We start from the raw sequence: 23,447 nt of genomic DNA on the forward strand, positions 1-23,447 counted from the left end.
CGGCAAGCTGGGAGGCCGAACATGACTGCGCACAAACCGATCAAGAAAGCCGTCTTCCCGGTGGCCGGGCTGGGCACGCGATTCCTGCCTGCGACCAAGGCGATCCCCAAGGAATTGCTGCCGATCGTCGATCGCCCGCTGATCCAGTACGCGGTCGACGAAGCGCGCGAGGCAGGGATCGAGCAGATGATCTTCGTCACCGGGCGCGGCAAGACCGCGATCGTCGAGCATTTCGACGTCGCCTACGAGCTCGAAGACACGATGAAAGAGCGCGGCAAGGACATGGGCGTGCTCGAACCGACCCGCGCGACGCCGGGCGATATCATCACGGTGCGCCAGCAGGTGCCGATGGGCCTCGGCCATGCGATCTGGTGCGCACGCGCGATCGTCGGCGATGAACCCTTCGCGATCTTCCTTCCGGACGAGCTGATGATCGGCAGGCCCGGCGGCACCGGCTGCATGAAGCAGATGGTCGATGCCTACAATCAGGTCGGCGGCAACCTCATCAGCGTGCTCGAAGTGCCGATGGAAGAGGTTTCGAGCTATGGCGTGATCGACCCCGGTTCCGAGGACGGCGCGCTGACCCAGGTGAAGGGCCTGGTCGAAAAGCCGCCGCAGGCCGAAGCCCCCTCCAACAAGATCATCTCGGGCCGCTACATCCTCCAGCCCGAAGTGATGCGTGTGCTGGAAGATCAGGAAAAGGGCGCTGGCGGCGAAATCCAGCTGACCGATGCGATGGCCAGGATGATCGGCACCCAGCCGTTCCACGCCGTGACCTTCGACGGCAACCGCTACGATTGCGGCAGCAAGCTCGGTTTCGTGGAGGCGACGCTGGCGCTGGCGCTGGAGCGCGAGGACATGGGCGCCGAAGTGCGCGCGATGGCGGAAAGGTTGCTGGGTTAAGGCCCGGCGGCCTTGGCGAGACGTTCAGCGAGTCCGGCCATTTCGGCATGGAACCGATTGCTCTCCTCGTTCGGCTCGCCTTCGTTCCACAGCTCCACCAGTTCGCTGTCATCCATGACCGCTTCGAGGCTTCCACGGGCGAGCGCAATCAGTTCGGCATCCGGTTCGGCAAACCCGGCGATTTGCGCTGCAAGATCTTCGGGCAGGTCGGGATGGGCGAAACCTTTGAGCGCCGCCACGCACTCCGCAGCAACCACGATGGCACTCGCCTCGTCGACGTCGATGTAATCGGTGTTTGCCGCTTCGAACGCTCTCACCAGCACATCGGCGCCGTTCACTTCATGGACGAAATCCAGCGCCGAATCGTTCTCGAACGGTCCTGTTCCCCACGCACCCATAATGCAAAACCCCCTGATCGGCGCGAAGGCTAGTCAGGGGGAATCGCAATGTGAAGCCGCAATCGATGCGCGGTTTACTCGGCGGCTTCGTCTTTCGGATCGTCGCCCTGGACACCGAGGCCTTCGGGCGCGGCGATGTCCTTGTCGAAGGATATTTCCGACATGACTTCGCCGATCGGCTTGGACGGGTCGGCGGTCGCCGCCTGCACCAGCGTGCCGAGCGAAGAGCCGTCGAGGCCCAGCTCCTTCATCAGCCCGTCGAGTACCGGGGCCTGCGCGCGGTAGGCGAGCGCGGCCGACACCGCGTCGGTCGCAAGGTTGCCCGTGCCGCCGCCGGTGCGGCCATTGCCGCCGGAACCACCGCCGTTGGTAAGCCCGTCGACCTGCACGATCTTGATCGAATCGATCGCTTCCATTGGCTTCGCGCTTTCGCGGATGACCTCCGGCAGGACCTTGAGCAGCGCCAGCTTCGTCTGCAGGCTGATTTGATCCATCGACAGGATGTTGGCGGCTTCGTTGATCGCCTGCTGACCGGCGGCCTCGACTTCGAACCGCACCCGGTCGGCTTCGGCCTTCAGGATTTCGGCATCGGCCAGACCCTTGGCCTCGAGCCTGGCGGCTTCGGCGCGGTTGGTCGCCGCGTCCTTCTCCGCTTCGGCCTCCACCTTGATGCCGATGGCATCGCGCTCGGCCTGCTTCGCCGCTTCGATCAGCTCGATCTTCTTCTGGCGTTCGGCGATTTCGCTCTCGCGCGCGGTCGCGACCTGCTCCTCCGCAGCCACCGCCAGCGCACGCGCGGCATCGGCTTCGGCCTTGGCCTGGCTTTCCTCGCGCGACTTGTTCTGAACCGCGATCTGCTGTTCCTGCCGGGCGATCTCGAGTGCGCGCTGCTGGTCGATCCGCGCTTCCTCGACGAGCCGGTCGGCTTCGATCTGTTGCGCATCGACCTGCTTCTTGGCCTCGATCCGCGCAGCATCCGCCTCACGCTGGCGCTCGGCCTGTTCGCGGGCGATCTCGGACATTTGCGACGCCCGGCGGATTTCGACCTCGCGTTCCTGCTGGAGCCGCGCATATTCCTTGTCGCGCCCGATTTCGAAGCTGCGCGTGTCGGCTTCGAGGTTCTTGGTCTCCATCTGGACGCGGGTGTCCTGCTCGATATCGTTGCGCAGCTTCTTGCGCGCCTCGATCTGTTCGGTGAGCTTGGTCAGACCTTCGGCGTCGAACGCGTTGTTGGCGTTGAAGTGCTCGATCGAGGTCTGGTCGAGTCCGGTCAGCGAGACCGACTCGAGCTCGAGACCGTTCATCGCCAGGTCGTTCGACGAGACCTGCTGCACCTTCTGGACGAAGTCCGCGCGTTGCTCGTGCAGCTCGTTCATGCTCATTCCCGCCGCGACCGAGCGCAGCGCGTCGACGAACTTGCCCTCGACCAGGTCCTTGAGCATTTCCGGCTGCATCGTGCGCTGGCCGAGCGTCTGCGCCGCCATGGCGATCGCACCCGCATCCGGGCGGACACGAACGTAGAACTCGGCCTTTACGTCGATCCGCAGGCGGTCGAGCGTGATCAGCGCTTCGCCGTCGCGGCGGACGACGCTGAGCACCAGCGTGTTCATGTTGACCGGCATGGTCTCGTGGAACACCGGCAGCACCAGTGCGCCGCCGTTCATCACGACCTTCTCGCCGCCCACGCCCGTCCGCACGAACGCGATCTCTTTCGACGCGCGGCGATAGAGCATCGTCATCGAAATCACGATGACGAGGAAGGCGACGAATATCACTGCCGCCCAAAGTAGGATGTCGAAGAGTTCCATTATTCCTCCTGTTGCGTGTGCGGCGCGTCAGTGGGGCTTGCCGCGCGCGGATTGCTGGGGCCCGGTTTCGGTATGATCCCGATTATTCGAGACCGAGCATTGGATTTTCATACTGCACCGCGAAGAATCTTTCGCCTTCGCGGCGCACCAGGAGGACCGTTTCCCCCTCGGCAAGAATTGCGTTCGGATCGTTGGGCTCAACCATCACGAAATGCGGATGGCCGTGCCGGTCGATCACCTTCGAGCGCGCTGGCGAACCTGCCCGCGCCGTCCCGATCTGGACCTCGGCATCGCGGCGGATCAGGCTGTCGAGGCCGACTGCGCTGGTTTCGTCCTTGGGCAGCAAGGCGCCCACGGGTCGCGCCACGATCCCGGTGACGGGCAGCGTGCCGATCGCGGCGAGCACTCCCGCGAGGCCGGTGTGCAGCGGACCTCCGGTAAGGTTGATCGCCAGCGCCTGTCCCGAAACGCCGATCGCGGCGTAGACCACCAGGAACAGAGTCAGCCAGACGAGGAGCGGCACCTTGCCGAGCCCGATCAGGCTCAGCAGACCGGCGATGAACCCGCCGCCCGAAATGGCATCCGCACCGTCGATATCCGCATCGATATCGGCGTCCATGTCGAAATCGAGATCAAGGTCGGCATCTCCGCCGAACATGTCCCCCGCGCCGATGATCTGCGCGATCGCGACGAATGCCAGAAGAGCCAGAGCCACCGCGAAGGGCATGTTATAGGCTTCGAGAATGCTCATCGAATGCCCCCTGCAATCCGCCTCGACATTCCCCTGATACGCACGATGACCCCCGCTCGATCCATGAGCAATCAATTAGCACAAGTTGCCCGAAAATAACAGGAAAATCGGACATTGTGTCGTATTAGTGCACTGATTGCGTTTTTCTTTTCGCTCAGCCCTTGTTTTATTGCGCGCGCGCCCCATATTCATAGCTTAGGCCGCCGAAATGCTGATCGGCAGGCTCTTCAATCCACCCACAAACGTGCTGTTCGCCCGCCTTGCCTCGCCTGCGGGCGCGACCGTCTCGATCCGGTCGAGCAAAGCCTCGAACAGGATCCGCATTTCGAGCCGCGCCAGGTGCAGGCCCAGGCACTGATGCGCCCCAGCCCCGAACGCGAGGTGCCGATTGGGCGAACGCGCCGCATCGAACCGCCGCGGGCTCTCGAACTGCGCAGGATCATGATTGGCCGCAACGTAATTGATCATCATCCAGTCGCCCGCCTTGATCTGCTGTCCGCCGATCTCGACGTCCTTGGCGGCGGTTCGCATGAAATGCTGCACCGGCGAGGTCCAGCGGATTGCTTCCTCGACGATGCCGGGCAGCAGCGAACGGTCTGCCCGCACCCGGGCCCATTGCTCAGGGTCGCTGGCCAGCGCCTGCATTGCGCCTGCCGTCGATGCGCTCGTCGTATCGTGCCCGGCGGTTGCGACGATGATGTAATACCCCGCCATGTCGCGCGGCGGCAGCGGCTTGCCGTCGACCGTCGCATTGGCGATGACGCTGGCGACATCGTCGGTCGGATTGGCGCGGCGATCTGCGGCAAGCTGCGCGAAGTAGTCCTCGAAGCTTTTCACCGCTCCCGCAACCAGTTGCACCACCTGTTCGGGCGTCATGTTTTCCATGCCGCTGCCCGACAGGTCGGCATCCTGCCCGCCGAACAGCTGCTGGGTCAGCATCTGCATGCGCGGCTCGTCATCGGGCGGGACGCCAAGGATCTGCATCACCACGCGGAGCGGATAGGGTCCGGAGACCTGCTTGACGAAATCGAGTTCGGGGCCAGCTGCGACCATGCGGTCGACCGTACGCCGGGCCAGTTCGCGGATTTCGCCTTCGAGCCGCGCGAGATTGCGCGGCATGAACCAGTCCTGCGTCAGCTTGCGGTATTTCGGGTGGATCGGCGCGTCGAACACCACCAGCGAATCGACCAGAATGTTCGAACCCGTCGCCGCGCGGCTGAACGCGGTCGCCTGCCGGGTCGCAAAGACCACCGGTTTGGGATTGTTGAGGAAAGTGGCATTGTCCTTCGAAATCCGCATCACGTCATCGTAGCGGGTGACGAGCCAGAACGGTTCGAACGAATCGTCTTCGGCGACGACCTTCGCGACCGGCGAATCCTCGCGGAGCCGGTCGAACGTATCGAGCAGCCCGTTCCATTCGGCGTAGGATTCGGGTGCGATCACCTGGCGCGCCACATCGCTCGGCAGGGTAGCAGGAGCGCCCGCCATCAGGCGCTCTCGCTCGCCTTCGCAGCGTACTCGTCGCGCAGCTCGCGCTTGTAGAGCTTGCCGTTCGCCTCACGCGGCAGGTCGGGCCGGAAATCGAACAGCTTGGGCATCTTGATCCGCGCCAGCTGCGGGGCAAGATAATCGCGCAATTCCTTCTCGAACGCGTCGCCTGCCTCGCTCATGTCGATCGGCTGAACCACGGCAACCACCTTTTCGCCGAGGTCGGGATCGGGCGCGCCGATCACTGCTGCGTCCATCACCTTGTCGTGACTCACCAGCAGGTTCTCGATCTCCTGCGGGTAGATATTGACGCCGCCCGAAATGATCATGTGGCTCTTGCGATCGGTGAGATAGAGATACCCGTCCGTGTCGAGATGGCCGATATCGCCCAGCGTCATCCAGCCCTTGGAATGCATCGCCTCGGCGGTCTTTTCGGGATCGTTGTGATAGGTCGGCAGCAGCGCGTTCTCGAAATAGATCAGTCCGTCCGTGCCCGCCGGCACCTCCTCGCCGTCCGGACCGCAGACGTGCACCGTGCCGTAGATTGCCTTCCCGACCGAGCCGGGATGCGCGAGCCAGTCGGCAGCGCCGATCATCGTCATGCCGATCCCTTCGGAGCCCGCATAATACTCGTTCACGATCGGCCCCCACCATTCGATCATCTCGCGCTTGATCGGCACCGGGCAGGGCGCGGCGGCGTGGAGTGCGCGTTTGTGGCTCGACAGGTCGTACCGGGTCCGGATCGCCGGATCGAGCTTGAGAAAGCGCACGAAATGGGTCGGCACCCACTGGCTGTCGGTGACCTTGTATTTCTCGATCGCGGCAAGCGCACCTTCGGGATCGAATTTCTCGAGAACGATCAGCGTCGCGCCCAGCCGTTGCGCCGCGGCGCACCAGGCAAGCGGAGCCGCGTGATAGAGCGGGGCGGGCGAGAGATAGACCATCGATCCGTCGGTGGGCATCCCCGCCCCCATCGTTGCCAGTCCCAGGAACGGGATGAGCGCCTGCGGATCGGGGTCCTCGGGCGGGGCGGGGCGGATCCCCTTGGGCCTGCCGGTCGTGCCCGAACTGTAAAGCATCGTCGCGCCCGCGCGCTGGTCCGCGATCGGCTCGGCAGGATGCTGCGCCAGGGCCGCGTCGAAGCCTTCCGGTCCGTCTTCTCCGGCAATCAGCACCTCCAGGTCGGGGCATTCCTTGCGAATATCCGCCATCACACCGTCGAACATGCGCGAGGTGATGAGCAGCTTCGCACCGCTGTCGCGCAGGATGTAAACGATTTCAGGCGCGGTCAGCCGGGTCGAGATCGGAACCAGCAGGGTGCCTGCGCGCTGCGATCCCCAGACCAGCGTGAAATACTCGATCCGGTTTTCGAGCAGCACCGCGAAGGCGTCATCGGGCGCCAGTCCGCGCGCGCGCAGCAACTGGGCGAAGCGGTTCGCGGCATCGTCCATTGCGCGATAGGTCATCTGCCGTCCCGATCCCGCCATGATGACGGCGGGATGATCCGGTCGGTTCGCGGCATGGGCGATCGGATGCAGGCTCATTCAAATCTCCCGTCCAGCCTCCAGCCTGATCCGGCCGGGCTGTTTCTCTCGGGAGAAACCTAGCGGGGTGCCCCCGCCTCGCAAGTGAAATCGGATCGCGCGAGGAGCGAGGCAGCAGCACACAAAAAAGGCGGCGGGAAAACCCGCCGCCCAAACTCGGACACCCTCTCCAATGTCCGACCCGCTTCCAGGCGGGTAAACTCTTGCGGAGCTCAGTCGCCGCCCTGCCCGGTCAGCTGCTCATTGGCAGCAACCCGAGGCTCGCGATCCACCATATAGGGAATCGGGTTTACTGCAACCCCGTCGACACGCACCTCGTAATGAAGATGCGGACCGGTCGATCGCCCGGTCGAACCGACGTAACCGATCAGGTCGCCTTTGCGCACGCGCTCGCCGGCAGCAACCGCCAGGCGCGACAGGTGCGCGTAGCGCGTTTCGAGGTCCGCGCCATGATCGATGCTGATGTAAAGGCCGTAGCTCGAAAACCAGTCGGCGCGTTCGATCACGCCGTCGGCGGTGGCATAGACCGGCGTTCCGGTCGGCGCGGCGAGATCGACACCCTTATGCCGTGCGCGCCGCTTGAGCACCGGATGATCGCGCATCCCATAACCGCTGGTCATCACCGAACCGGCCAGCGGCATGCGAGACGGAATCGCTACGATCGCCCGCTCCACCGGAGCGTCCGGCCCGGCCTTGTCGAGCGCCACCCAGGTGGCGAACAGTTCGCGAAACTTCTTGTCGCCGGTGGCCAAAGTGCCGCCCTGCGCTTCGCGGATCGGTTCGGCCACATCCGCTGCGGCTGCGTTGGAAGACGAATTGGCGAGTACGGGACTCGCCGCCATCAAAGTCGCGGCAGCGAATAACGCGCCTGCGAGTTTGGAAAACTGCCGCTGAAAAAGCGTGCTCATATCTGACCCGGTCCCATCCATGCGGCGTTGTTCGCCTGCCAATATCGATCGAAGCGATAGGATTTGCCGACGTAGCAACCGTCGCAAAAGCCCAGTTCGCCTCTAGTCGAACTGGCCCCAAGACCTGCCAGATCGTGCGTGGAGACACCTATCCGGGTGATTCGTTAATGCGCAATATCTGCGTAAAATCCGCGCGACAGACCGGCTGCAAGACGGGCTGAGTCGTTGAATGGCGGCTTAATCGCTCCCCTGAAATGCGCGCGAACAAGCGATTTCCAGAGGGTTTCGGGTGATTCTCCCACGTGCTCAGAAATCCTCAAAAAGTGCTTGGTTCCGAATCGAACGTGGTTAATTTCATCGTCAAGGATGCGGGCGAGAATTCTTGCGCCATGCCGATCGCCGGCACCCGCTACCCGCTCCAGCGTCGCGGGCGTCACGTCGAGTCCCCGCGCCTCCAGAACCATCGGCACCACCGCCAGCCGGGCGGCGACATCGTGCCGGGTCTCGTGCGCGGCCTGCCACAGGCCGCCATGCGCCGGGAGCGCACCGTAATGGCTGCCGAGACGCTCGAGCTTGCGCGCCAGCAGTGCAAAATGCATCGCCTCGTCGGCGGCGACCGAGAGGAAGTCACTGGTAAATTCTTCGCCCATCTCCGCGCCGAACCGTCCCGCCATGTCGAGCGCGAGGTCGATCGCGACGAATTCGATATGCGCGAGCGAATGCCACAGCGCGATGCGTCCTCGTTCGGAACCGAACTTGCCGCGTTTGGGCATCCGGTTGGGCGGCAGGAGCTCGGGGCGGTCGGGCCGCGCCGGTTCGTCGGGCATCGGCGTGTCGAAAACCGGTGCCAGCTCGCGCCGACGCCAACGCCGCGCCACGTCGCGCGCGGCGAAACACTTGGCACGCGGCTGGCCGGTCAACAGCGCGGTGCGGATCGCGGAAGCGACGGATTGCATGCTGCCGGTCAGAGCGCCTTCGCCGCAGCGAGTACCTCTTGGGCGTGGCCCTTGACCTTCACCTTGTTCCATACCTGCGCGATCGTGCCGTCGGCATCGACCAGGTAGGTGGTGCGGACCATTCCCATGTAGGTCTTCCCGTACATCTTCTTTTCGGTCCAGATGCCGAGCGCGTCCGACAGGCCCCCTCTTCGGCGTCGGTCGCCAGCGGAGTCTCGAGATCGTGCTTGGCGATGAAGTTCTGGTGTTTCCGGGCGCTGTCCTTCGACACGCCGAGCAATTCGACACCGGCGGCGTCGAAATCGCTTTTGAGCGCGGTAAAGTCCTTGGCTTCGGTGGTGCAGCCGGGCGTGTTGTCCTTGGGATAGAAGAACACGACCAGCTTCTTGCCCCTGAAATCGGACGGTGTGACCGTGCCGCCATCGGGGGTCTCCATGGCAATGTCGGGCATCGCATCGCCGGCACCGGGGAAGTCGCTCATCATTCAGCTCCGTTCATTCGTCGTTGTCGTCTGTTACCGAGAGCGGTTGACCCAGAATTGCGTTCCATATTCCGGCAACACACTGCCGCGCCTCGCCAAGCGCTCGCAAGAGATCATCGTAGCCGGCGCTGCCGCACGCCTTCGCCATCGCGCGCGCGGCGCTCGCCGGCGGCTCCGCCCCGCCGGGGGCGAGCAGCCGCCCCGCGACCAGCATCCGCGCCATCAGGTCGTGCGCGGCCATCGCCCCCTCGGGCAGCTTTCCGGCGGCGACAAGGCCCGAGACCGCCTGCTGCAGATCGGGATCGAGTGCTTCGGGATGCGCCTGCGCCAGTTCCGCACCGTCGCGCAATTGCAGGAAATGGACCGCAAATTCGAGATCGACGAGACCGCCGCGCAGCAGCTTCACGTCGAGCGGTCCGCCCGGAATCTTGTGCTTGGCAATTTCGCCGCGCATCGTCAGCACCGCTTCGCGCAGTTCGTCCGGATCGCGCCGCTGGCGCAGCACATCGGCCATGATCGCCTCAAGCTCGGATCGTGCCGCTGCCGATCCGACCAGCACCCGCGCCCGTGCCAGCGCCATGTGCTCCCACGTCCACGCCGCCTCGCGCTGGTATTTGGCAAAGGCTTCGCAGCTCACCGCCAGCGGCCCCTGGTTGCCTTGCGGTCGCAGCCGGGTGTCGACCTCGTAGAGGGCACCCTGCGCGGTCGGAACCGAAAGCGCCGCGCTGACCCGGCTCGCGAGCCGGTTGAAGTAGTGCGTTGCCCCGAGCGGGCGGTCACCGTCGGACTGCGCGGCAAATCCGCCGGTGAACAGATAGATGATGTCGAGGTCCGATGCGTGGGTGAGCGCGCCCCCTCCCAATCGCCCCAGGCCCAGCACCAGCAATTCGTTGCCGTCGATGCGTCCGTGAACGCGCTCGAACTCGCGCACGGTCTCGCGCGCGGCAAACTGCAGCCCGGCTTCGGCAACGCGGGAAAGTGCGCGTGCAATCTCGCGCGGATCGGCGAGCCCCTCGATCAGTTGCACGCCGAGGGTGAAGCGCAACTCGCCGGTCACCACGCGAATGCTGTCGAGCACCGCCTCGTAATCGCCGCGCGCCGCGTGCGTTTCCATCTGCGCGAGAATGTCGTCGACCGTTCCCGGCAATTCGAGCGCGTTGCGATCGAGCAGGGTGTCGAGCAATTCGGGGCGACGCCCGATCTCGTCGGACAGCGACGGTGCCAGCGTCAGGGCGGCGATCAGCCGATCGAGCAGCGCCGGGCGGGCATCGAGCAGCCGGAACAGCGCGATCGCCGACGGCGCGCGTTCGAGGATGCTTTCCCACCGCGCCAGCGCGCGCGGCGGATCGTCGCTGCCGGCCATCGCTTCGAGCAGCGCGGGAAGCAGCCGGTCGAACGCTTCGAGCGCCTGCGGGCTGCGCAGCGACTGGAAACGCCCGTCGCGCCACGCTTCGATCCGGCTGGCCAGCTGATCCGGATCGTCGAAACCGAGTTCGCGGAGCCGCTCGGCGAGCGCGGTCGGTTCCGGCGCGGGCGGCGGCGCGGGCGCGGATGCGCCAATCATGTCTTCGTAGATCGATCCGCTGCGGTTGGTCAGCTCGGTCAGTTCGTCCAGCAGGGCTCCGCCGTCCGCGAGTCCCTCGAGCCGGGCGACACCATCGAGCGCGTCGCCGCCCGGCAGGCTGTGGGTCTGCCGGTCGTGAACCATCTGCAGGCGGTGCTCGATCACCCTTAGCCGGTCGTAGCTTTCGCCCAGCACGTGCGCGTGGAGCGGCTCGATCTGCCCGGCAAGCGCCAGCGCATTGAGCGCATCGCGGGTGCGCCTGACGCGCAGCGACCGATCGCGTCCGCCGTGGATCAGCTGGTGCGTCTGCGCGAAGAACTCGATCTCGCGGATGCCGCCGCGCCCGCGCTTCACGTCGAAACCAGAGGCGGGATAGAGTACGCCCTGATAGTTCTCGCGGATCCGAACGGTGAGCGCGCGGATTTCCTCCACCGCCCCGAAATCGAGCTGGCTGCGCCACACGAACGGGCGGATCGCGGCCAGAAATGCATTCCCGGCTTCGATGTCCCCTGCCGCCGCCCGCGCCCGGGTGAACGCCGCGCGTTCCCACGCCAGCGCCTGCCCCTGGTAATGCGCCAGAGCGGCTCCGCGCGGGACGACCAGCGGGCTGATCTCGCTCGCCGGGCGCAGCCGCAGATCGACCCGCAACACGTATCCTTCGGCGGTGTTTTCCGACAGCAGCTTGACGATCCGCCGGGCATAGCGCTGCGCCGCGTCGCCAGGATCTTCGCCCGGCCGCCGGGCAAGAGTATCAGGATCGTAAAGGAATATCGGGTCGATATCCGACGAATAGTTGAGCTCGCCAGCGCCCTGCTTGCCGAGCGCGAGGGCGATGAAGCCTGTCGTGCTGTCCTGATCGGTACGCTCTGCGATCGCCGCGCGGATCGCGCGGTCGAGTGCGCGGTCGGCGAAATCGGTCAGTTCGCGCACCACGCGATCCAGCGAGAACGCTCCCGCGAGATCGCCAATCGCGACCGTGGCGGCAAGCGCCAGCCGTTCGCGGCGCAGCGCGACGTCGATCTCTTCGGCGTCGCTGGCGCGCCGCCCCCATTGCAGCGCCGCTTCCGCATCTCCTCCGGCCAGCAACCCGGCGAGGTCCGGCTGGCGCTCAAGCGCGCGCGCGAGGAACGGCGCATGCGCCCGCGCCCTCTCGATCGCTCCGGTCCAGTCCGCGTCGCGTGTGTTGTCCATGGTGCTTCTCTTGCAGCGGCCCCGATGCTCTGCAAGAGAAGCGCGCAGCATATTTGGACGAGAGGACTATTCCGATGATCACACGCGCATTCGGCCTTGGGGCCGTTCTCGCGGGCGCGCTCGCGCTGGCGGGCTGCGACGGCATGATGCCGGGCGGCGACACCGCTGCCGAACTCGACATACCCGAAGTCGAAGCCGGCGACCTTTCGGTCGAGACGATGAAGGACATCACCCGCACGCTGTCGAGCGACGAATTCGACGGCCGCATGCCGGGAACCGAAGGCGAGGCCAAGACTGTCGCCGTGTTGACCGAACGCTTCGCAGCCGCCGGGCTGCAGCCGGGCAACGGAGACAGCTGGGTACAGGAAGTGCCGCTGGTGGAAATCACCAGCAAGAACCAGGCACCGCTCACCATCACCAATGGCGAAACCGATCTGGTCTACGATTTCGGGTCCGAGTGGGTCGGAGTGACCTACCGGGAAGACGCCCGCACGCAGCTCGCCAACAGCGAGATGGTGTTCGTGGGCTACGGCATCAACGCGCCCGAACGCGGCTGGAACGATTACGAAGGCGTCGACGTGAAGGGCAAGACGGTCGTGATTCTCGTCAACGATCCCGACTACGAAACCGAAGGGCTGGAAGGCACCTTCAACGGCCGCGCGATGACGTTCTACGGTCGCTGGACCTACAAGTATGAGGAAGCCGCCCGGCAAGGCGCGGCTGCCGCGCTGATCGTGCACGACACCGAACCGGCCAGCTATGGCTGGAACGTGGTCGAATCCTCGTGGACCGGCCCGCAGGCCTATCCGCAGCGCGGCGACAATGCCCCGCCGATGACGATGGTGAACGGCTGGGTCCAGAAAGACGTCGCGCGCGAGATCCTCGCCGCCGCCGGGCAGGATCTCGACACGCTGACCGCCGCCGCCAAGACCGAGAAATTCGAAGCCGTCGAACTCGGCATGACTGCCTCGACCAGCTTCGAAAACGACATGCGCAGCTTCACCTCGCAGAACGTGATCGGCATCCTGCCGGGCAGCGAGCGCCCGGACGAATATGTGCTCCACACCGCGCACTGGGACCACCTGGGTCGCTGCACCGCCGCGCCGGATGGCGACGACATTTGCAACGGAGCGGTCGACAACGCCACCGGCACCGCCGCGCTGGTCGCGCTCGCCGAAGCGCATGCCAAGGCCGGAGCGCCCAAGCGCAGCCTCGTGTTTCTCGCGGTGACGGCCGAGGAATCGGGCCTGCTCGGGGCGTATTACTACGCTTCCAACCCGGTCTTTCCGCTCGATCAGACGGTCGGCGGGATCAACATGGATGCGTTCCTGATCGCGGGCCCCGCCAAGGACGTCACCGTGGTCGGGCCGGGCAAGTCGCAGCTCGATGCCTTCCTCGAGGCCGCGCTGGTGGCCGACGGGCGGGTGGCGACGCCCAACCCCAATCCGGAAGCGGGGTATTACTATCGTTCCGATCACTTCGCGTTCGCCAAGCAGGGCGTGCCGATGCTCTACCTCGACGGCGGCGAAGACCTGATCGAGGGCGGACGCGAGGCCGGGCAGGCGGTTTCGGCGGACTACCGCGAAAATCGCTATCACGGGCCGAAGGACGAATTCGACGAAAGCTGGGACTGGTCTGGCGTCATGGCCGACCTGCAGCTGTTCTATCGCATCGGCCGGATGATGGCGGAAAGCACCAGCTGGCCGAGCTGGAACGAGGGCGACGAATTCCGCGCCACCCGCGATGAAAGTTGCGCCAGCGCCGACACCGGGTGCTGATCCGGCCTCGACCGGACGAACAGGGCGATCCATGGCGGTCCTGATGCCACCCGAATGGGCGCCGCAGGACTGGCTGTGGATCGGCTTTCCGCATCTGGCCGAAGAGTGGCCGGGCATGCTCGAGCGCGCGCAGGAACAGATCGCGGCGTTCGCCAGTGCGGTGACCGATAGCGGCCAGCAGGTGCGACTGCTGGTCCGCGACGAAGCCAACGCAGCGCGGGCGCGTGCGCTGGCCAGCGAAGCCGTTACGCTCGAGCGGCGCGTGTACGGCGACATCTGGCTGCGCGACACCGGGCCGCTGGTGGTGTTCGACGATGGCCAGCGCGCGGCGCGACAGTTCGGCTTCAACGGCTGGGGCGGCAAATACCTGATGCCCGGCGACCGGACTATCGGCGCAGACCTGGCGCACGATGCGGGCCTGGCGGGCGAAACTTCGGCGATGGTCCTCGAAGGCGGCGCGGTCGATGGCGACGGCACCGGGCTGGTCGCGACCACCGAGCAATGCCTGCTCAATCCCAATCGCAATCCGCAGCTGGGCCGCGGCGAGATCGAAGCGGAGCTGCATCGCATGCTCGGCTTCGACCGCGTGTTGTGGTTCGGTGACGGACTGATCAACGACCATACCGATGGCCATGTCGACAATCTCGCCCGGTTCGTCGCGCCCAACCGGCTGGTGGTGCCCGAGCAGACCGGACCGGACGATCCCAACGCCGCGATCTACGACGACGCGGCACTGCGGGCGCAGGCCGCCGGAGTCGAAGTCGTGCGCATCCCTTCGCCCGGCCTCGTCACCCGCGAAGGCCAGGTCGAACCGGCCAGCTATGTCAATTTCGCGATCACCACGCATCTGGTCGTCGTCCCGACCTTCGGTTCGGCGCACGATGAAGCGGGCGTGGCGGCAATTGCGGAATTGTTTCCCGACCATGCGACGATCGGCCTGCCCGCCGATGCGGTGCTGGCCGGAGGAGGGGGGTTCCACTGCGCCAGCCAGCAGATGCCCGCTGTCCGACCCCGACCCTGAATTAAGCCTTCGTTAGCATTTGCAGGCGATCATCATGCGCCATGAGCAAGGCCATCGCCCTGTCCCTGAGCACCTTCGAGGTCGCACGCCAGCGTCGGCTTGATATCCTGCGCAGCGCGATCGTGCTGGGCTGCGGCGCCGCGCTTATCCTCGCCGGGCAGGCGACGCCGCTCTAGAGCAGGCGCCACAGCGCGCCCAGCGCGGCTCCGGCCAGCACGAGTCCGACGCAGCTTCGCCAGACCGGATCGCCGATGCGGCCCGAAACGATCGTGCCCAGCCGGTTTCCGATCAGGATAACCGGCAAAAGGGCGAGCGCCAGTATCGCCAATTCGACCCGCACCAGCCCCATCAATCCTCCGGCAAGCAGCGCGACCCCCGCAGCGATCGTGAAAATCAGCAGCATCGACGCCTTGATGGTCGCACGCGGCAGCGCCCTTCCCGCGTAATACGGGACGACCGGCGGCCCCGGCATTCCGGCATAGCCGGTCATCAATCCGGAGATCATGCCGACAGCGCCGGTCGCAATCCTGCCCGGCACTTCGGCGGCGCGGCGCGGCAACAGGATCGCGAGGAAAGCCGAGAACGCGATCAGCGCGATCACGAGCCGCGCCAGGTCTGCGCTGGTTGCGGCGAGCGCCAGCAATCCCACCGGTGTCGTCAGCACGACGATCCCCGAAATCGCCCACGCGGTGCGTTCCGCCTCGCGGATGAGGCGCCGAATCTCAAGCGCGCCGATCATCAGCGACAGAAAATTGCCGAGCATGACCGCCTCGACCGGAGAGAGCGCCAGCGCGAGGACCGGCACCAGCAGGATCGCCATGCCGAAGCCGGTCAGGCCGCGAACGAACGACGCGCCGAGCGCTGCCAGCACTGCCACCGCGATCTGCGGCACGGCGAACGCGGCCAGCGATTCCATCGCGGTACGAGACTAGCGCAGGTCGGGCGGGGTTGCTTCCGCCTTCAGCAGTGCAATCGCCTCGTCCAGCGGCAGGACCCGCTGCTCCTTCTCTCCGAGCGTGCGCATCGCCACGGTGCCTTCCTCGGCTTCGCGCTTGCCGACCACCAGCAGGTGCGGGACCTTGGCGAGCGAATGCTCGCGCACCTTGTAGTTGATCTTCTCGTTGCGCAGGTCGCTTTCCACGCGAATCCCCGCAGCCTCCAGCTTGGCGACGGCGTCCTTCGCGTAGTCATCCGCATCCGAAACGATGGTCGCGACGACCGTCTGCACCGGCGCAAGCCACGCTGGCAGGCGGCCGGCATAGTGCTCGATCAGGATGCCGATGAAGCGCTCGTAGGAACCGAAGATCGCGCGGTGCAGCATGACCGGGCGGTGCTTGTCGCCATCCTCGCCCACGTAAGTTGCGTCGAGCCGCTCGGGCAGCACGCGGTCGCCCTGGATCGTGCCGACCTGCCAGGTCCGCCCGATCGCATCGGTGAGGTGCCATTCAAGCTTGGGCGCATAGAACGCGCCTTCGCCCGGAAGCTCTTCCCAGCCGAATTCCTCGTTCATCATGCCCGCCTCTTCGACGGCGTCGCGTAGCTCCTGCTCGGCCTTGTCCCAATCGGCGTCGGTGCCGAGCCGCTTTTCAGGGCGCAGCGCGAGTTTGATCGCAAACTTGAAGCCGAAATCGGCATAGACCTCGGATGCGAGCTGGCAGAAGCGGCGCACCTCTCCGACCACCTGATCCTCGGTGCAGAAGATGTGGGCGTCGTCCTGCGTGAACTGGCGCACGCGCATGAGGCCATGAAGCGCGCCGTGCGGCTCGTTGCGGTGGCAGCAGCCCATCTCGCCCAGCCGGATCGGCAGGTCGCGGTAAGACGTGATGCCCTGTTTGAACACCAGCACGTGCGCGGGGCAATTCATCGGCTTGATCGCCATCCAGTCGGCATCATCGGCCACTTTCGGAGCCTCGGACGCTGCGCCCGTGTCATCCACATCGGGCACGATATCGGGCACCGCGAACATGTTCTCGGCGTATTTCCCCCAGTGGCCGGACTGCGTCCATTGGCGCACATCCATCAGTTGCGGCGTCTTGATCTCGCGATAGCCGCCGCCGTCCATCTTGCGGCGCATATAGGCTTCGAGCTCGCGCCAGATGCGATAGCCCTTGGGATGCCAGAAGACGCTGCCATGCGCCTCTTCCTGCAGGTGGAACAGGTCCATCTCGCGGCCCAGCTTGCGGTGATCGCGCTTGGCCGCTTCCTCCAGCCGCATGAGATGCTGGTTGAGCTGCTTCTTGTTGAGCCAGCCGGTGCCGTAGATGCGCGTGAGCTGCGCGTTGCGCTGGTCGCCGCGCCAGTATGCCCCGGCGGTGCGCATCAGCTTGAAGGCCTGCGGGTCGAGCTTGCCGGTGCTTTCGAGATGCGGTCCGCGGCACATGTCGAGCCAGTCGTCACCCGACCAGTAGACCGTCAGCTCCTCGTTTTCGGGCAGTTCCCTGGCCCATTCGGCCTTGAACGCCTCGCCATCGGCTTCCCACTTCGCAATCAGGTCCTCGCGCGACCAGACTTCGCGGCGCAGCGGTTTGTCTGCCTTGATGATCTCCCGCATCTTTTCCTCGATCGCGGGGAGATCGTCCATGCCGAACGGCTCGCGAGAAGCCGGGGCCATCACGTCGTAATAGAAGCCGTCGTCGGTCGCCGGACCGAAGGTGATCTGCGTGCCCGGCCACAACGCCTGCACGGCTTCGGCGAGGATGTGCGCGTAATCGTGGCGCACCAGTTCGAGCGCGTCGGCTTCGTCCCTGGCGGTGATCAGCGCCAGCTCCGCATCGCCTTCGAACGGGCGACCGAGGTCGCGCACTTCGCCATCAACCCGGGCCGCGAGTGCCGCCTTGGCGAGGCCGGGGCCGATCGCGGCGGCGACGTCCGCCGGCGTCGAACCGGGTTCCATTTCGCGCACCGATCCATCGGGCAGGCTGATCTTGAGCAGTTCCGTCATCGAACTCTTCCAATTCCTTTGCCGCGCCCATTGCACAGAGCGGCGCGCGCTTGAAGAGCAGCGTTCTGTTTCTCGTCGATTTCAGGAGGACGCTGCGCCACCCGAAACCCAAAGTCCGGGGCGCGGCGACAGTTGCGACTAACGCGCGACCGACCGTCCCCGGACATCCGAGGTCGTAGTGGTCGTAGTCGTGGTCAGCAGCTTGGCCATGAGGCCCAGATAGCGAGCAAGCGTGCAAATGTCATTAGCGGCGCGCCATGGACCGGCAAGCGGAAAGCACCCGCTCCATTATGGAAAGTTTGCTTGACAGACACGTGAATCGATGACAAGTGTCCTTTCCATAATTGAAAGGGAGCTTGATATGGAAGATGTTGCGGTGAAGCGCGCTGGACAGAAGGTTGGCCTTGGCTCCGGGCTTGGCGGCGCGAGCCTGGGCATTATCTTTGCGCTCTGGACAAGCGAGGCGATAGACACGCCGACATTCCCCCTCCTATTGGCAATTCCAGCCGCGCTCTTTGCGCTCGCTTTGCGCAATCTCGCCAGTCTGAGGAAGGGGGGACTGAGTTCCCCGGCTACGTGGCGCTATCTCCGGGATTTCTTTGCCAGCATCGCGGTTTACATGCTCGGGCTTGGCATCGCGATCTGGCTCTGGAACAGCATTCCGGGCGCGCGCGGCTTTGCGCTTCCTATCGCCCTGCTGCCCACCTTGCCGACCTTTGCGATGGTCTATGTAATGGCGCGCTACCTCGCCGAAGAAAAGGACGAGTATCTGCGTTACCGCACAACCCAGGCAGCTCTGGTCGGGCTGGGATTCGTGCTCGTGCTCGGCAGTTTCTGGGGTTTCATGGAGACCTTTGGGGTGGTTCCAAACATCTGGGCGTGGTGGGTCGTGCCAGTCTGGGCGATAGGCTTCGGGATCGGGCAGACCTGGCTCACGCAACGAGACAACGCGGCAGGGGACGATTCGTGAAGAACCGCCTCAAGGTCCTGCGCGCCGAGCGCGACTGGTCGCAGCAGGACCTCGCCGACCGGCTCGGGGTGTCGCGCCAGAGCGTGAACGCGATCGAGAAGGGCCGCTACGACCCCTCGCTGCCGCTCGCCTTCAGCATCGCCGAAGTATTCGAATTAGCCATCGAGGAAATCTTCAGCCGCGACTAGATGTCGAGCGCGTGCGATCCGGCTTCGCTCGAAACCCGTTTGGTGCCAGCAAGCCTGGTCGAACGCTGACGGATACTCTCGACGAAGCGGAACTCGGTGGTCGCGCGCTCGGGCGTCAGTTCGACCGCCATGTAGCCGCGCTGCGAGGTGTCGGCCCATTTGAGCTGTTCGTTGGCGCTCACCGCGGCGGCCGCGAAATCGGCAGGAGGGATCGTCGCGACCGAGCGTTCCAATCCCGGTGAGGTCACGCCCGGAACTCCGAACTCCACGCCGGCCTTTGTCCCTTCGTAATCGAGCTCGAACGCCCAGCCATTGTGCGTATCGCCCGCCAGCACCAGCAGGTTGGCATCGGCCTCCAGAGCGCCCGTCAGCACCCGCGCGCGCGCCGCCGGATACCCGTCCCACGCATCCATGTTGGCGGGCAGGCCGACCTGGCTGGCGAGGGAGGCTGCGATCAGCCGCTGGCGGATCCAGTCGGGCAGCCCATCGCCCAACCCGTCGACGATGCTGGATGGCGTGCGCAGATTGCCCATCAGCACCTGCTGCACCAGCACCTGCCACGTCGTTCCGCCCGCTTTCGATGCCGCCAATCCTTCAGCCAGCCATGCCTCCTGTGCCGCGCCGAGCAAGTGCCGCTCGGGTCCATCCAGTCGCCATTTTTGAACCTGACCAGCGCCTCAAGCGCGGCCTGCGGATTGGTCTGCCCTTCGAGAACCTTGCCCAAATCGAGCTGCCGGTCGCGCCCTTCGAGCCGGGTGTCGAGCCGAAACAGGGTCGCCAGATCTCCGATGTCATAAGTCGCATAGGGCTCATCCGAGACCGGCATCCATTCGCGGTAGACCTGTTTGGCAACGGCCTTGCGCACCGCCCATTCGCCCTCGGTTTCCGGCTGGTGGTTCTGCGCGCCGTCGCGCCAGCTGTCGTTCGCGCTTTCGTGGTCGTCCCACACGCTGATCATCGGCAGCACCTGGTGCAGCCGCTGCAGGTCGGGATCGGCGCGATAGGTGGCGTAGCGCAGCCGGTAATCGGTCAGCGCGACGATCTCGGTGTCGGGATACAGGGGACGAGCGGGGTTGGCCTCGGCCGGGCCGGGGTAATTGTCTCGCCCGTATTCGTAGATGTAGTCGCCGAGATGCACCGCGAGGTCGCAATCGTTGGCTTCGGCGGCATGGGCGTAGGCGTTGAACCAGCCGAACCCGAAGTTCGCGCACGAGAATACCGCCATGCGGAATCGTTGGCTCGGCCCCTGCGGAAGAGTGCGCGTGCGACCGACCGGGGAAGCGGTTCCATCGGGCGCGACGAAGCGGAAGTAATACCAGCGATCCGCCGCGAGACCCCCGGCCACGGCCTTCGCGCACCAATCGCGCTCTGGCGATGCGGCGACCTGACCTTGCGCCACGGTGCGCACGAAGTCTTCGCTCTCCGACACCTGCCAGTCGAGCGTGGTCTCGGCCCCGGCCACGTAGCGGGTCCACAGCATCACGCTGTCCGACTGCGGTTCGCCGCTGGCGACCGAATGGGTGAAACCGCTGCCGAAGCTGCGCGCCACTGCCGGAGCGGATGCCAGCGCCGCAGAAGCGCCAGCAAGCGAGAACAGCCCGCGCCGGGTCAGCGCGGAAGCAGGTCGGGTCGGAAGGCCAGACGGGTCGTTCTTGATCATGGCGGTGGTCTGGTCCTTCCCGGTGTCGAAACTGTGACAGGTCTTGCGCAGCGCAGCCTAGCACAGGCATGAACGCACGCATGAGCGAAGTTGCGTTTCACGAAATGCCGGACGGTCGGCTGATCGCCTATCGTCTTGCGCAGGGAGCCGGGCCGGTCCTGGTATTCCTGCCCGGCTACATGTCGGACATGGCAGGCGGCAAGGCGACGGCGCTGTTCGAGGAGGCGCAAACGAGGGGACGCGCCTGCCTGCTGCTCGATTATTCGGGGTGCGGGCAAAGCGCGGGCGACTTCGCCGACGGCACGCTGTCGCGCTGGCGCGACGAGGTGCTCGGGTTGATCGCGACGCACACGTCGGGCCCGGTCCTGCTGGTCGGCTCGTCGATGGGCGGCTGGCTGATGCTGCTGGTGGGCGAGGCGCTGGCGGACCGCCTGGCAGGCATGATCGGCATTGCCGCCGCACCGGATTTTACCCGATGGGGCTATTCCGACGGGCAGCGGGCGATCCTGGCGGTCGGCGAGACGATCCATGAGGACAATCCCTACGGCCCCGAACCGACACCCACGCATCCGGGCTTCTTCGCTGACGCCGAAACGCATCTGAAGCTCGGCGGGACCATCGCGATCGATTGCCCGGTGCACCTGCTCCACGGCCAGCGCGACGCGGACGTGCCGTGGGAAACGAGCGTGAGGCTCGCATCGTCGCTGCGTTCGGGCGCGGTTCAAGTGACCCTGATCAAGGACGGCGATCACCGCCTGTCGCGCGATTCCGATATCGCGCGGCTGAAGGCGGAGGTCGCCCGCTTCTATTCCACGGACACGCCCTGACATGTCGATGCTCCTCGCTCTCCTGCTGCAAGTCGGCCCTCATGCCGGCACCGACACCCTGCCCGACCCTCACGACGCATTGCGCGACCGCGCCCCGCGCGAAACGGCGCTCGAGCCGCCCGTCGATCCGACCAGCCAATGGTTGCAGACCTGCCTCGACCTGCTCGACGAGGATGCCTCGCGCGCGCACACGCTGGCGCAGATCCGCCGCAACGAGGCAAGCGGAGCCGACCGGGTGATCGCCAACCACTGTCTCGGCCTCGCCGCGACCGAACTCGGCCTGTGGAACGACGCCCGCAGCGCCTTTCTCGCGGCGCGCGACGAGACTCCGGTGGAAGAGGCGCGGACCCGCGCCCGGTTCGGTGCGATGGCGGGCAACGCGGCGCTGGCGGGCGGCGATGCCGAAGAAGCGATCGCCCTGCTGTCGGCTGCGCAGGCCGACGCCCGCAGCGCCGCTTCGGCGACGCTCGAAGCCATCGCCGCCGCCGACATGGCGCGCGCGCTGGTAGCCCTCGACCGGCGCCAGGAGGCGCTGCTGGCGCTCGCCAATGTAACCCGGCTCGAACCCGACAAGGCCGAAGGCTGGCTGCTTACCGCGACGCTGTTTCGCCGGATGGAGCGGCTCGACGATGCGCAGGAAGCGATTGAGCGGGCGGCCATGCTCGCCCCGCAGAATGCCGAGGTCGGGCTGGAGGCAGGCGTAATCGCGGTGCTCGCCGGGCGCGAGGAATCGGCCCGGCAAAGCTGGCAATCGGTGATCGTCATGCAGCCCGATTCGCCGGCTGCAGCGACCGCGAAAACCTATCTCGCACAGCTCGGACCCGGGCCGGAGGAGCCCGCAACACCATGACCCGATTTTCCGTCCTCGATCTGGTCCCGGTCCGCGAAGGCGGCACCGTGGACGAGGCGCTGGCGGCCACCACCGAGCTTGCGCGCCATGCCGAAGCACTCGGCTGCGGGCGTTTCTGGGTGGCCGAACATCACGCGATGGACGGCATCGCGGGCGGAGCGACCTCGGTCGTTCTGGCGCATCTCGGCAACGCCACCAGCCGTATCCGGATCGGGTCGGGCGGGATCATGCTGCCCAACCACACGCCGTTCCAGATCGCCGAGCAGTTCGGCACGCTCGATGCGCTGTTCCCCGGCCGGATCGATCTCGGGCTGGGCCGCGCGCCGGGAGCCGGGCCCGAATTGCAGCGCGCACTGCGCAAGAATTTGAACGAGGCGGCGGAATACTTCCCGCAGGACGTGATCGAACTGCGCGCGCTGCTGACCGGCGACTTCGAGCTGCCGATCGCTGCAACCCCGGGTCTCGGTTCGAACGTCGAATTGTGGATGCTCGGATCAAGCCTGTTCGGCGCACAGCTCGCGGCGCGGCTCGGCATGCCGTACGCCTTCGCCGCGCATTTCGCGCCCGACCAGCTCGATACCGCGCTCGAACTTTATCGCCGCGAGTTCCAGCCGTCCGCCGCGCTCGACCGCCCGCACGTGATGGTGGCGATGAACGTGTTCGCCGCCGACAGCGACGAAGAGGCGCAGCGGATCGCTTCGAGCCAGCAGCAGAGCTTCGTGCGGCTGCGCTCGGGCAATCCGGGCAAGCTCCCGCCGCCAGTCGAGAACTATGCGGCAACGCTTCCTGCACCGGCGCGCGCGATGCTCGACCATCTCGGCCAGGCGGCCGCGGTCGGCAATCCGGAGCGGGTGAGGGAGGCAATCGCAGCGTTCGTCGAGCGCACGCGCGCAGACGAGATCATCCTGTGCGGGGCGACTTACGATCCGAATTCCCGGATCCGCTCGCTCGAACTGACCATTGAAGCCTGCACCGCCACGCAAACGGCTTGACCAGACCTCCTTCGAACGGGCGGACCCGGGGCACGGCAGGGTACCACGCAGCGACCTCCGTTGAGGGGGGTGAGGGGAGCGAGCCGCTCGACCCGTTCGGGCCCGACAGCGTGGTTCCCCTGGAGGACGCCCGAACCTTTTCGCCCGAACATCTTAAACCATGCCAAAGCATGCCCTCGGTAGTGTTCGCGCTTGCACGGACTCGGGCAAAGCGCGTATCGGCGATTG

The 23,447-nt window shown here is 65.8% G+C and carries 21 protein-coding genes and 1 pseudogene; 9 read left to right on the top strand and 13 right to left on the bottom strand.

The window, feature by feature from the left end:
- Window positions 1-21 precede the first annotated feature (21 nt).
- Complete coding sequence (locus KDC96_RS12165; RefSeq protein WP_212448684.1) at window positions 22-903, top strand: UTP--glucose-1-phosphate uridylyltransferase; 882 nt, start codon at window positions 22-24, stop codon at window positions 901-903.
- Here KDC96_RS12165 and KDC96_RS12170 read toward each other — a convergent pair.
- From KDC96_RS12170 to glnE, 9 genes and pseudogenes are all read right to left on the bottom strand, one after another.
- Window positions 900-1,301: a DUF4259 domain-containing protein gene (locus KDC96_RS12170; RefSeq protein ID WP_212448685.1), complete on the bottom strand. Its 402-nt coding sequence runs from the start codon at window positions 1,299-1,301 to the stop codon at window positions 900-902. The two genes, KDC96_RS12165 and KDC96_RS12170, sit on opposite strands and share 4 nt — an antisense overlap.
- 74 nt (window positions 1,302-1,375) lie before the next feature.
- Window positions 1,376-3,040 (bottom strand): flotillin family protein, encoded by a 1,665-nt coding sequence (locus tag KDC96_RS12175; RefSeq protein WP_371815557.1) that lies wholly within the window; start codon window positions 3,038-3,040, stop codon window positions 1,376-1,378.
- 151 nt (window positions 3,041-3,191) lie between these two features.
- Window positions 3,192-3,860: a YqiJ family protein gene (locus KDC96_RS12180; RefSeq protein ID WP_212448687.1), complete on the bottom strand. Its 669-nt coding sequence runs from the start codon at window positions 3,858-3,860 to the stop codon at window positions 3,192-3,194.
- 195 nt (window positions 3,861-4,055) lie between these two features.
- On the bottom strand, window positions 4,056-5,348 hold the full coding sequence (locus KDC96_RS12185) for a cytochrome P450 (protein WP_212448688.1): 1,293 nt from the start codon (window positions 5,346-5,348) through the stop codon (window positions 4,056-4,058).
- Window positions 5,348-6,892: an acyl-CoA synthetase gene (locus KDC96_RS12190; RefSeq protein WP_212448689.1), complete on the bottom strand. Its 1,545-nt coding sequence runs from the start codon at window positions 6,890-6,892 to the stop codon at window positions 5,348-5,350. Before KDC96_RS12190 ends, KDC96_RS12185 begins: the two co-directional genes overlap by 1 nt.
- A gap of 212 nt (window positions 6,893-7,104) precedes the next feature.
- Window positions 7,105-7,800, bottom strand: coding sequence for a M23 family metallopeptidase (locus tag KDC96_RS12195; RefSeq protein WP_212448690.1), 696 nt, complete (start codon window positions 7,798-7,800; stop codon window positions 7,105-7,107).
- A gap of 164 nt (window positions 7,801-7,964) precedes the next feature.
- On the bottom strand, window positions 7,965-8,756 hold the full coding sequence (locus KDC96_RS12200) for a ferritin-like domain-containing protein (RefSeq protein ID WP_212448691.1): 792 nt from the start codon (window positions 8,754-8,756) through the stop codon (window positions 7,965-7,967).
- 8 nt (window positions 8,757-8,764) lie between these two features.
- Window positions 8,765-9,237: pseudogene (locus tag KDC96_RS12205) on the bottom strand (peroxiredoxin).
- Window positions 9,238-9,250: 13 nt separating this feature from the next.
- Window positions 9,251-11,992 (bottom strand): bifunctional [glutamate--ammonia ligase]-adenylyl-L-tyrosine phosphorylase/[glutamate--ammonia-ligase] adenylyltransferase, encoded by a 2,742-nt coding sequence (gene glnE, locus KDC96_RS12210; protein ID WP_212448692.1) that lies wholly within the window; start codon window positions 11,990-11,992, stop codon window positions 9,251-9,253.
- Window positions 11,993-12,066: 74 nt separating this feature from the next.
- Here glnE and KDC96_RS12215 point away from each other — a divergent pair, with 74 nt between their 5' ends.
- From KDC96_RS12215 to KDC96_RS16585, 3 genes are read left to right on the top strand one after another with little or no spacing between them, the layout of a single operon-like run.
- The gene (locus KDC96_RS12215) at window positions 12,067-13,770 is read left to right on the top strand and encodes a M28 family metallopeptidase (RefSeq protein WP_212448693.1); all 1,704 of its coding nucleotides are present in this window, start codon (window positions 12,067-12,069) and stop codon (window positions 13,768-13,770) included.
- A gap of 31 nt (window positions 13,771-13,801) precedes the next feature.
- Window positions 13,802-14,791, top strand: coding sequence for an agmatine deiminase family protein (locus tag KDC96_RS12220; protein WP_212448694.1), 990 nt, complete (start codon window positions 13,802-13,804; stop codon window positions 14,789-14,791).
- A gap of 41 nt (window positions 14,792-14,832) precedes the next feature.
- Window positions 14,833-14,967 carry a hypothetical protein gene (locus KDC96_RS16585; RefSeq protein WP_256439008.1) on the top strand — a complete coding sequence of 45 codons (135 nt, stop codon included), beginning with the start codon at window positions 14,833-14,835 and terminating at the stop codon, window positions 14,965-14,967.
- On the opposite strand, the gene KDC96_RS12225 is transcribed toward KDC96_RS16585, so the two are convergent.
- Window positions 14,964-15,707: a TSUP family transporter gene (locus KDC96_RS12225; RefSeq protein WP_212448695.1), complete on the bottom strand. Its 744-nt coding sequence runs from the start codon at window positions 15,705-15,707 to the stop codon at window positions 14,964-14,966. The genes KDC96_RS16585 and KDC96_RS12225 overlap by 4 nt on opposite strands.
- A 12-nt stretch (window positions 15,708-15,719) precedes the next feature.
- On the bottom strand, window positions 15,720-17,732 hold the full coding sequence (gene thrS / locus KDC96_RS12230; RefSeq protein ID WP_212448696.1) for a threonine--tRNA ligase: 2,013 nt from the start codon (window positions 17,730-17,732) through the stop codon (window positions 15,720-15,722).
- Between the two features lie 361 nt (window positions 17,733-18,093).
- Here thrS and KDC96_RS12235 point away from each other — a divergent pair, with 361 nt between their 5' ends.
- Window positions 18,094-18,702 carry a hypothetical protein gene (locus KDC96_RS12235; RefSeq protein ID WP_212448697.1) on the top strand — a complete coding sequence of 203 codons (609 nt, stop codon included), beginning with the start codon at window positions 18,094-18,096 and terminating at the stop codon, window positions 18,700-18,702.
- Window positions 18,699-18,890: a helix-turn-helix transcriptional regulator gene (locus tag KDC96_RS12240; RefSeq protein ID WP_212448698.1), complete on the top strand. Its 192-nt coding sequence runs from the start codon at window positions 18,699-18,701 to the stop codon at window positions 18,888-18,890. The genes KDC96_RS12235 and KDC96_RS12240 overlap by 4 nt, the downstream gene beginning before the upstream one ends.
- Here the strand turns inward: KDC96_RS12240 and KDC96_RS16590 are convergent.
- Both KDC96_RS16590 and KDC96_RS16595 read right to left on the bottom strand, forming a co-directional pair.
- A complete protein-coding gene (locus KDC96_RS16590; protein ID WP_256439009.1) occupies window positions 18,887-19,519 on the bottom strand; it encodes an alkaline phosphatase in 633 nt (210 codons plus the stop codon). The genes KDC96_RS12240 and KDC96_RS16590 overlap by 4 nt on opposite strands.
- Window positions 19,423-20,550 carry an alkaline phosphatase gene (locus KDC96_RS16595; RefSeq protein ID WP_256439010.1) on the bottom strand — a complete coding sequence of 376 codons (1,128 nt, stop codon included), beginning with the start codon at window positions 20,548-20,550 and terminating at the stop codon, window positions 19,423-19,425. The genes KDC96_RS16590 and KDC96_RS16595 overlap by 97 nt, the downstream gene beginning before the upstream one ends.
- An 80-nt stretch (window positions 20,551-20,630) precedes the next feature.
- On the opposite strand from KDC96_RS16595, the gene KDC96_RS12250 reads away from it, so the two are divergent.
- The 3 genes from KDC96_RS12250 to KDC96_RS12260 are packed head-to-tail and all read left to right on the top strand — an operon-like array spanning window position 20,631 to window position 23,219.
- Entirely contained in the window at window positions 20,631-21,377 is a 747-nt protein-coding gene (locus KDC96_RS12250) for an alpha/beta hydrolase (protein WP_212448699.1), read from the top strand.
- Between the two features lies 1 nt (window position 21,378).
- Window positions 21,379-22,227 carry a tetratricopeptide repeat protein gene (locus KDC96_RS12255; protein ID WP_212448700.1) on the top strand — a complete coding sequence of 283 codons (849 nt, stop codon included), beginning with the start codon at window positions 21,379-21,381 and terminating at the stop codon, window positions 22,225-22,227.
- Window positions 22,224-23,219, top strand: a complete 996-nt coding sequence (locus KDC96_RS12260) for an LLM class flavin-dependent oxidoreductase (RefSeq protein ID WP_212448701.1) — start codon at window positions 22,224-22,226, stop codon at window positions 23,217-23,219. The genes KDC96_RS12255 and KDC96_RS12260 overlap by 4 nt, the downstream gene beginning before the upstream one ends.
- Window positions 23,220-23,447: the final 228 nt, after the last annotated feature.

This window comes from Erythrobacter sp. JK5, from assembly GCF_018205975.1.
Taxonomy (GTDB): domain Bacteria; phylum Pseudomonadota; class Alphaproteobacteria; order Sphingomonadales; family Sphingomonadaceae; genus Erythrobacter.

Coding starts and splice junctions, on each gene's coding strand:
- KDC96_RS12225 (WP_212448695.1), bottom strand. CDS start 15,707: ATGGAATCGCTGGCCGCGTTCGCCGTGCCGCAGATCGCGGTGGCAGTG.
- KDC96_RS16585 (WP_256439008.1), top strand. CDS start 14,833: ATGAGCAAGGCCATCGCCCTGTCCCTGAGCACCTTCGAGGTCGCACGC.
- KDC96_RS12185 (WP_212448688.1), bottom strand. CDS start 5,348: ATGGCGGGCGCTCCTGCTACCCTGCCGAGCGATGTGGCGCGCCAGGTG.
- KDC96_RS12200 (WP_212448691.1), bottom strand. CDS start 8,756: ATGCAATCCGTCGCTTCCGCGATCCGCACCGCGCTGTTGACCGGCCAG.
- glnE (WP_212448692.1), bottom strand. CDS start 11,992: ATGGACAACACACGCGACGCGGACTGGACCGGAGCGATCGAGAGGGCG.
- KDC96_RS12190 (WP_212448689.1), bottom strand. CDS start 6,892: ATGAGCCTGCATCCGATCGCCCATGCCGCGAACCGACCGGATCATCCC.
- KDC96_RS12235 (WP_212448697.1), top strand. CDS start 18,094: ATGGAAGATGTTGCGGTGAAGCGCGCTGGACAGAAGGTTGGCCTTGGC.
- KDC96_RS12170 (WP_212448685.1), bottom strand. CDS start 1,301: ATGGGTGCGTGGGGAACAGGACCGTTCGAGAACGATTCGGCGCTGGAT.
- KDC96_RS12215 (WP_212448693.1), top strand. CDS start 12,067: ATGATCACACGCGCATTCGGCCTTGGGGCCGTTCTCGCGGGCGCGCTC.
- KDC96_RS12255 (WP_212448700.1), top strand. CDS start 21,379: ATGTCGATGCTCCTCGCTCTCCTGCTGCAAGTCGGCCCTCATGCCGGC.
- KDC96_RS12260 (WP_212448701.1), top strand. CDS start 22,224: ATGACCCGATTTTCCGTCCTCGATCTGGTCCCGGTCCGCGAAGGCGGC.
- thrS (WP_212448696.1), bottom strand. CDS start 17,732: ATGACGGAACTGCTCAAGATCAGCCTGCCCGATGGATCGGTGCGCGAA.
- KDC96_RS12165 (WP_212448684.1), top strand. CDS start 22: ATGACTGCGCACAAACCGATCAAGAAAGCCGTCTTCCCGGTGGCCGGG.
- KDC96_RS12250 (WP_212448699.1), top strand. CDS start 20,631: ATGAGCGAAGTTGCGTTTCACGAAATGCCGGACGGTCGGCTGATCGCC.
- KDC96_RS16595 (WP_256439010.1), bottom strand. CDS start 20,550: ATGATCAAGAACGACCCGTCTGGCCTTCCGACCCGACCTGCTTCCGCG.
- KDC96_RS12195 (WP_212448690.1), bottom strand. CDS start 7,800: ATGAGCACGCTTTTTCAGCGGCAGTTTTCCAAACTCGCAGGCGCGTTA.
- KDC96_RS12180 (WP_212448687.1), bottom strand. CDS start 3,860: ATGAGCATTCTCGAAGCCTATAACATGCCCTTCGCGGTGGCTCTGGCT.
- KDC96_RS12175 (WP_371815557.1), bottom strand. CDS start 3,040: ATGACGATGCTCTATCGCCGCGCGTCGAAAGAGATCGCGTTCGTGCGG.
- KDC96_RS12220 (WP_212448694.1), top strand. CDS start 13,802: ATGGCGGTCCTGATGCCACCCGAATGGGCGCCGCAGGACTGGCTGTGG.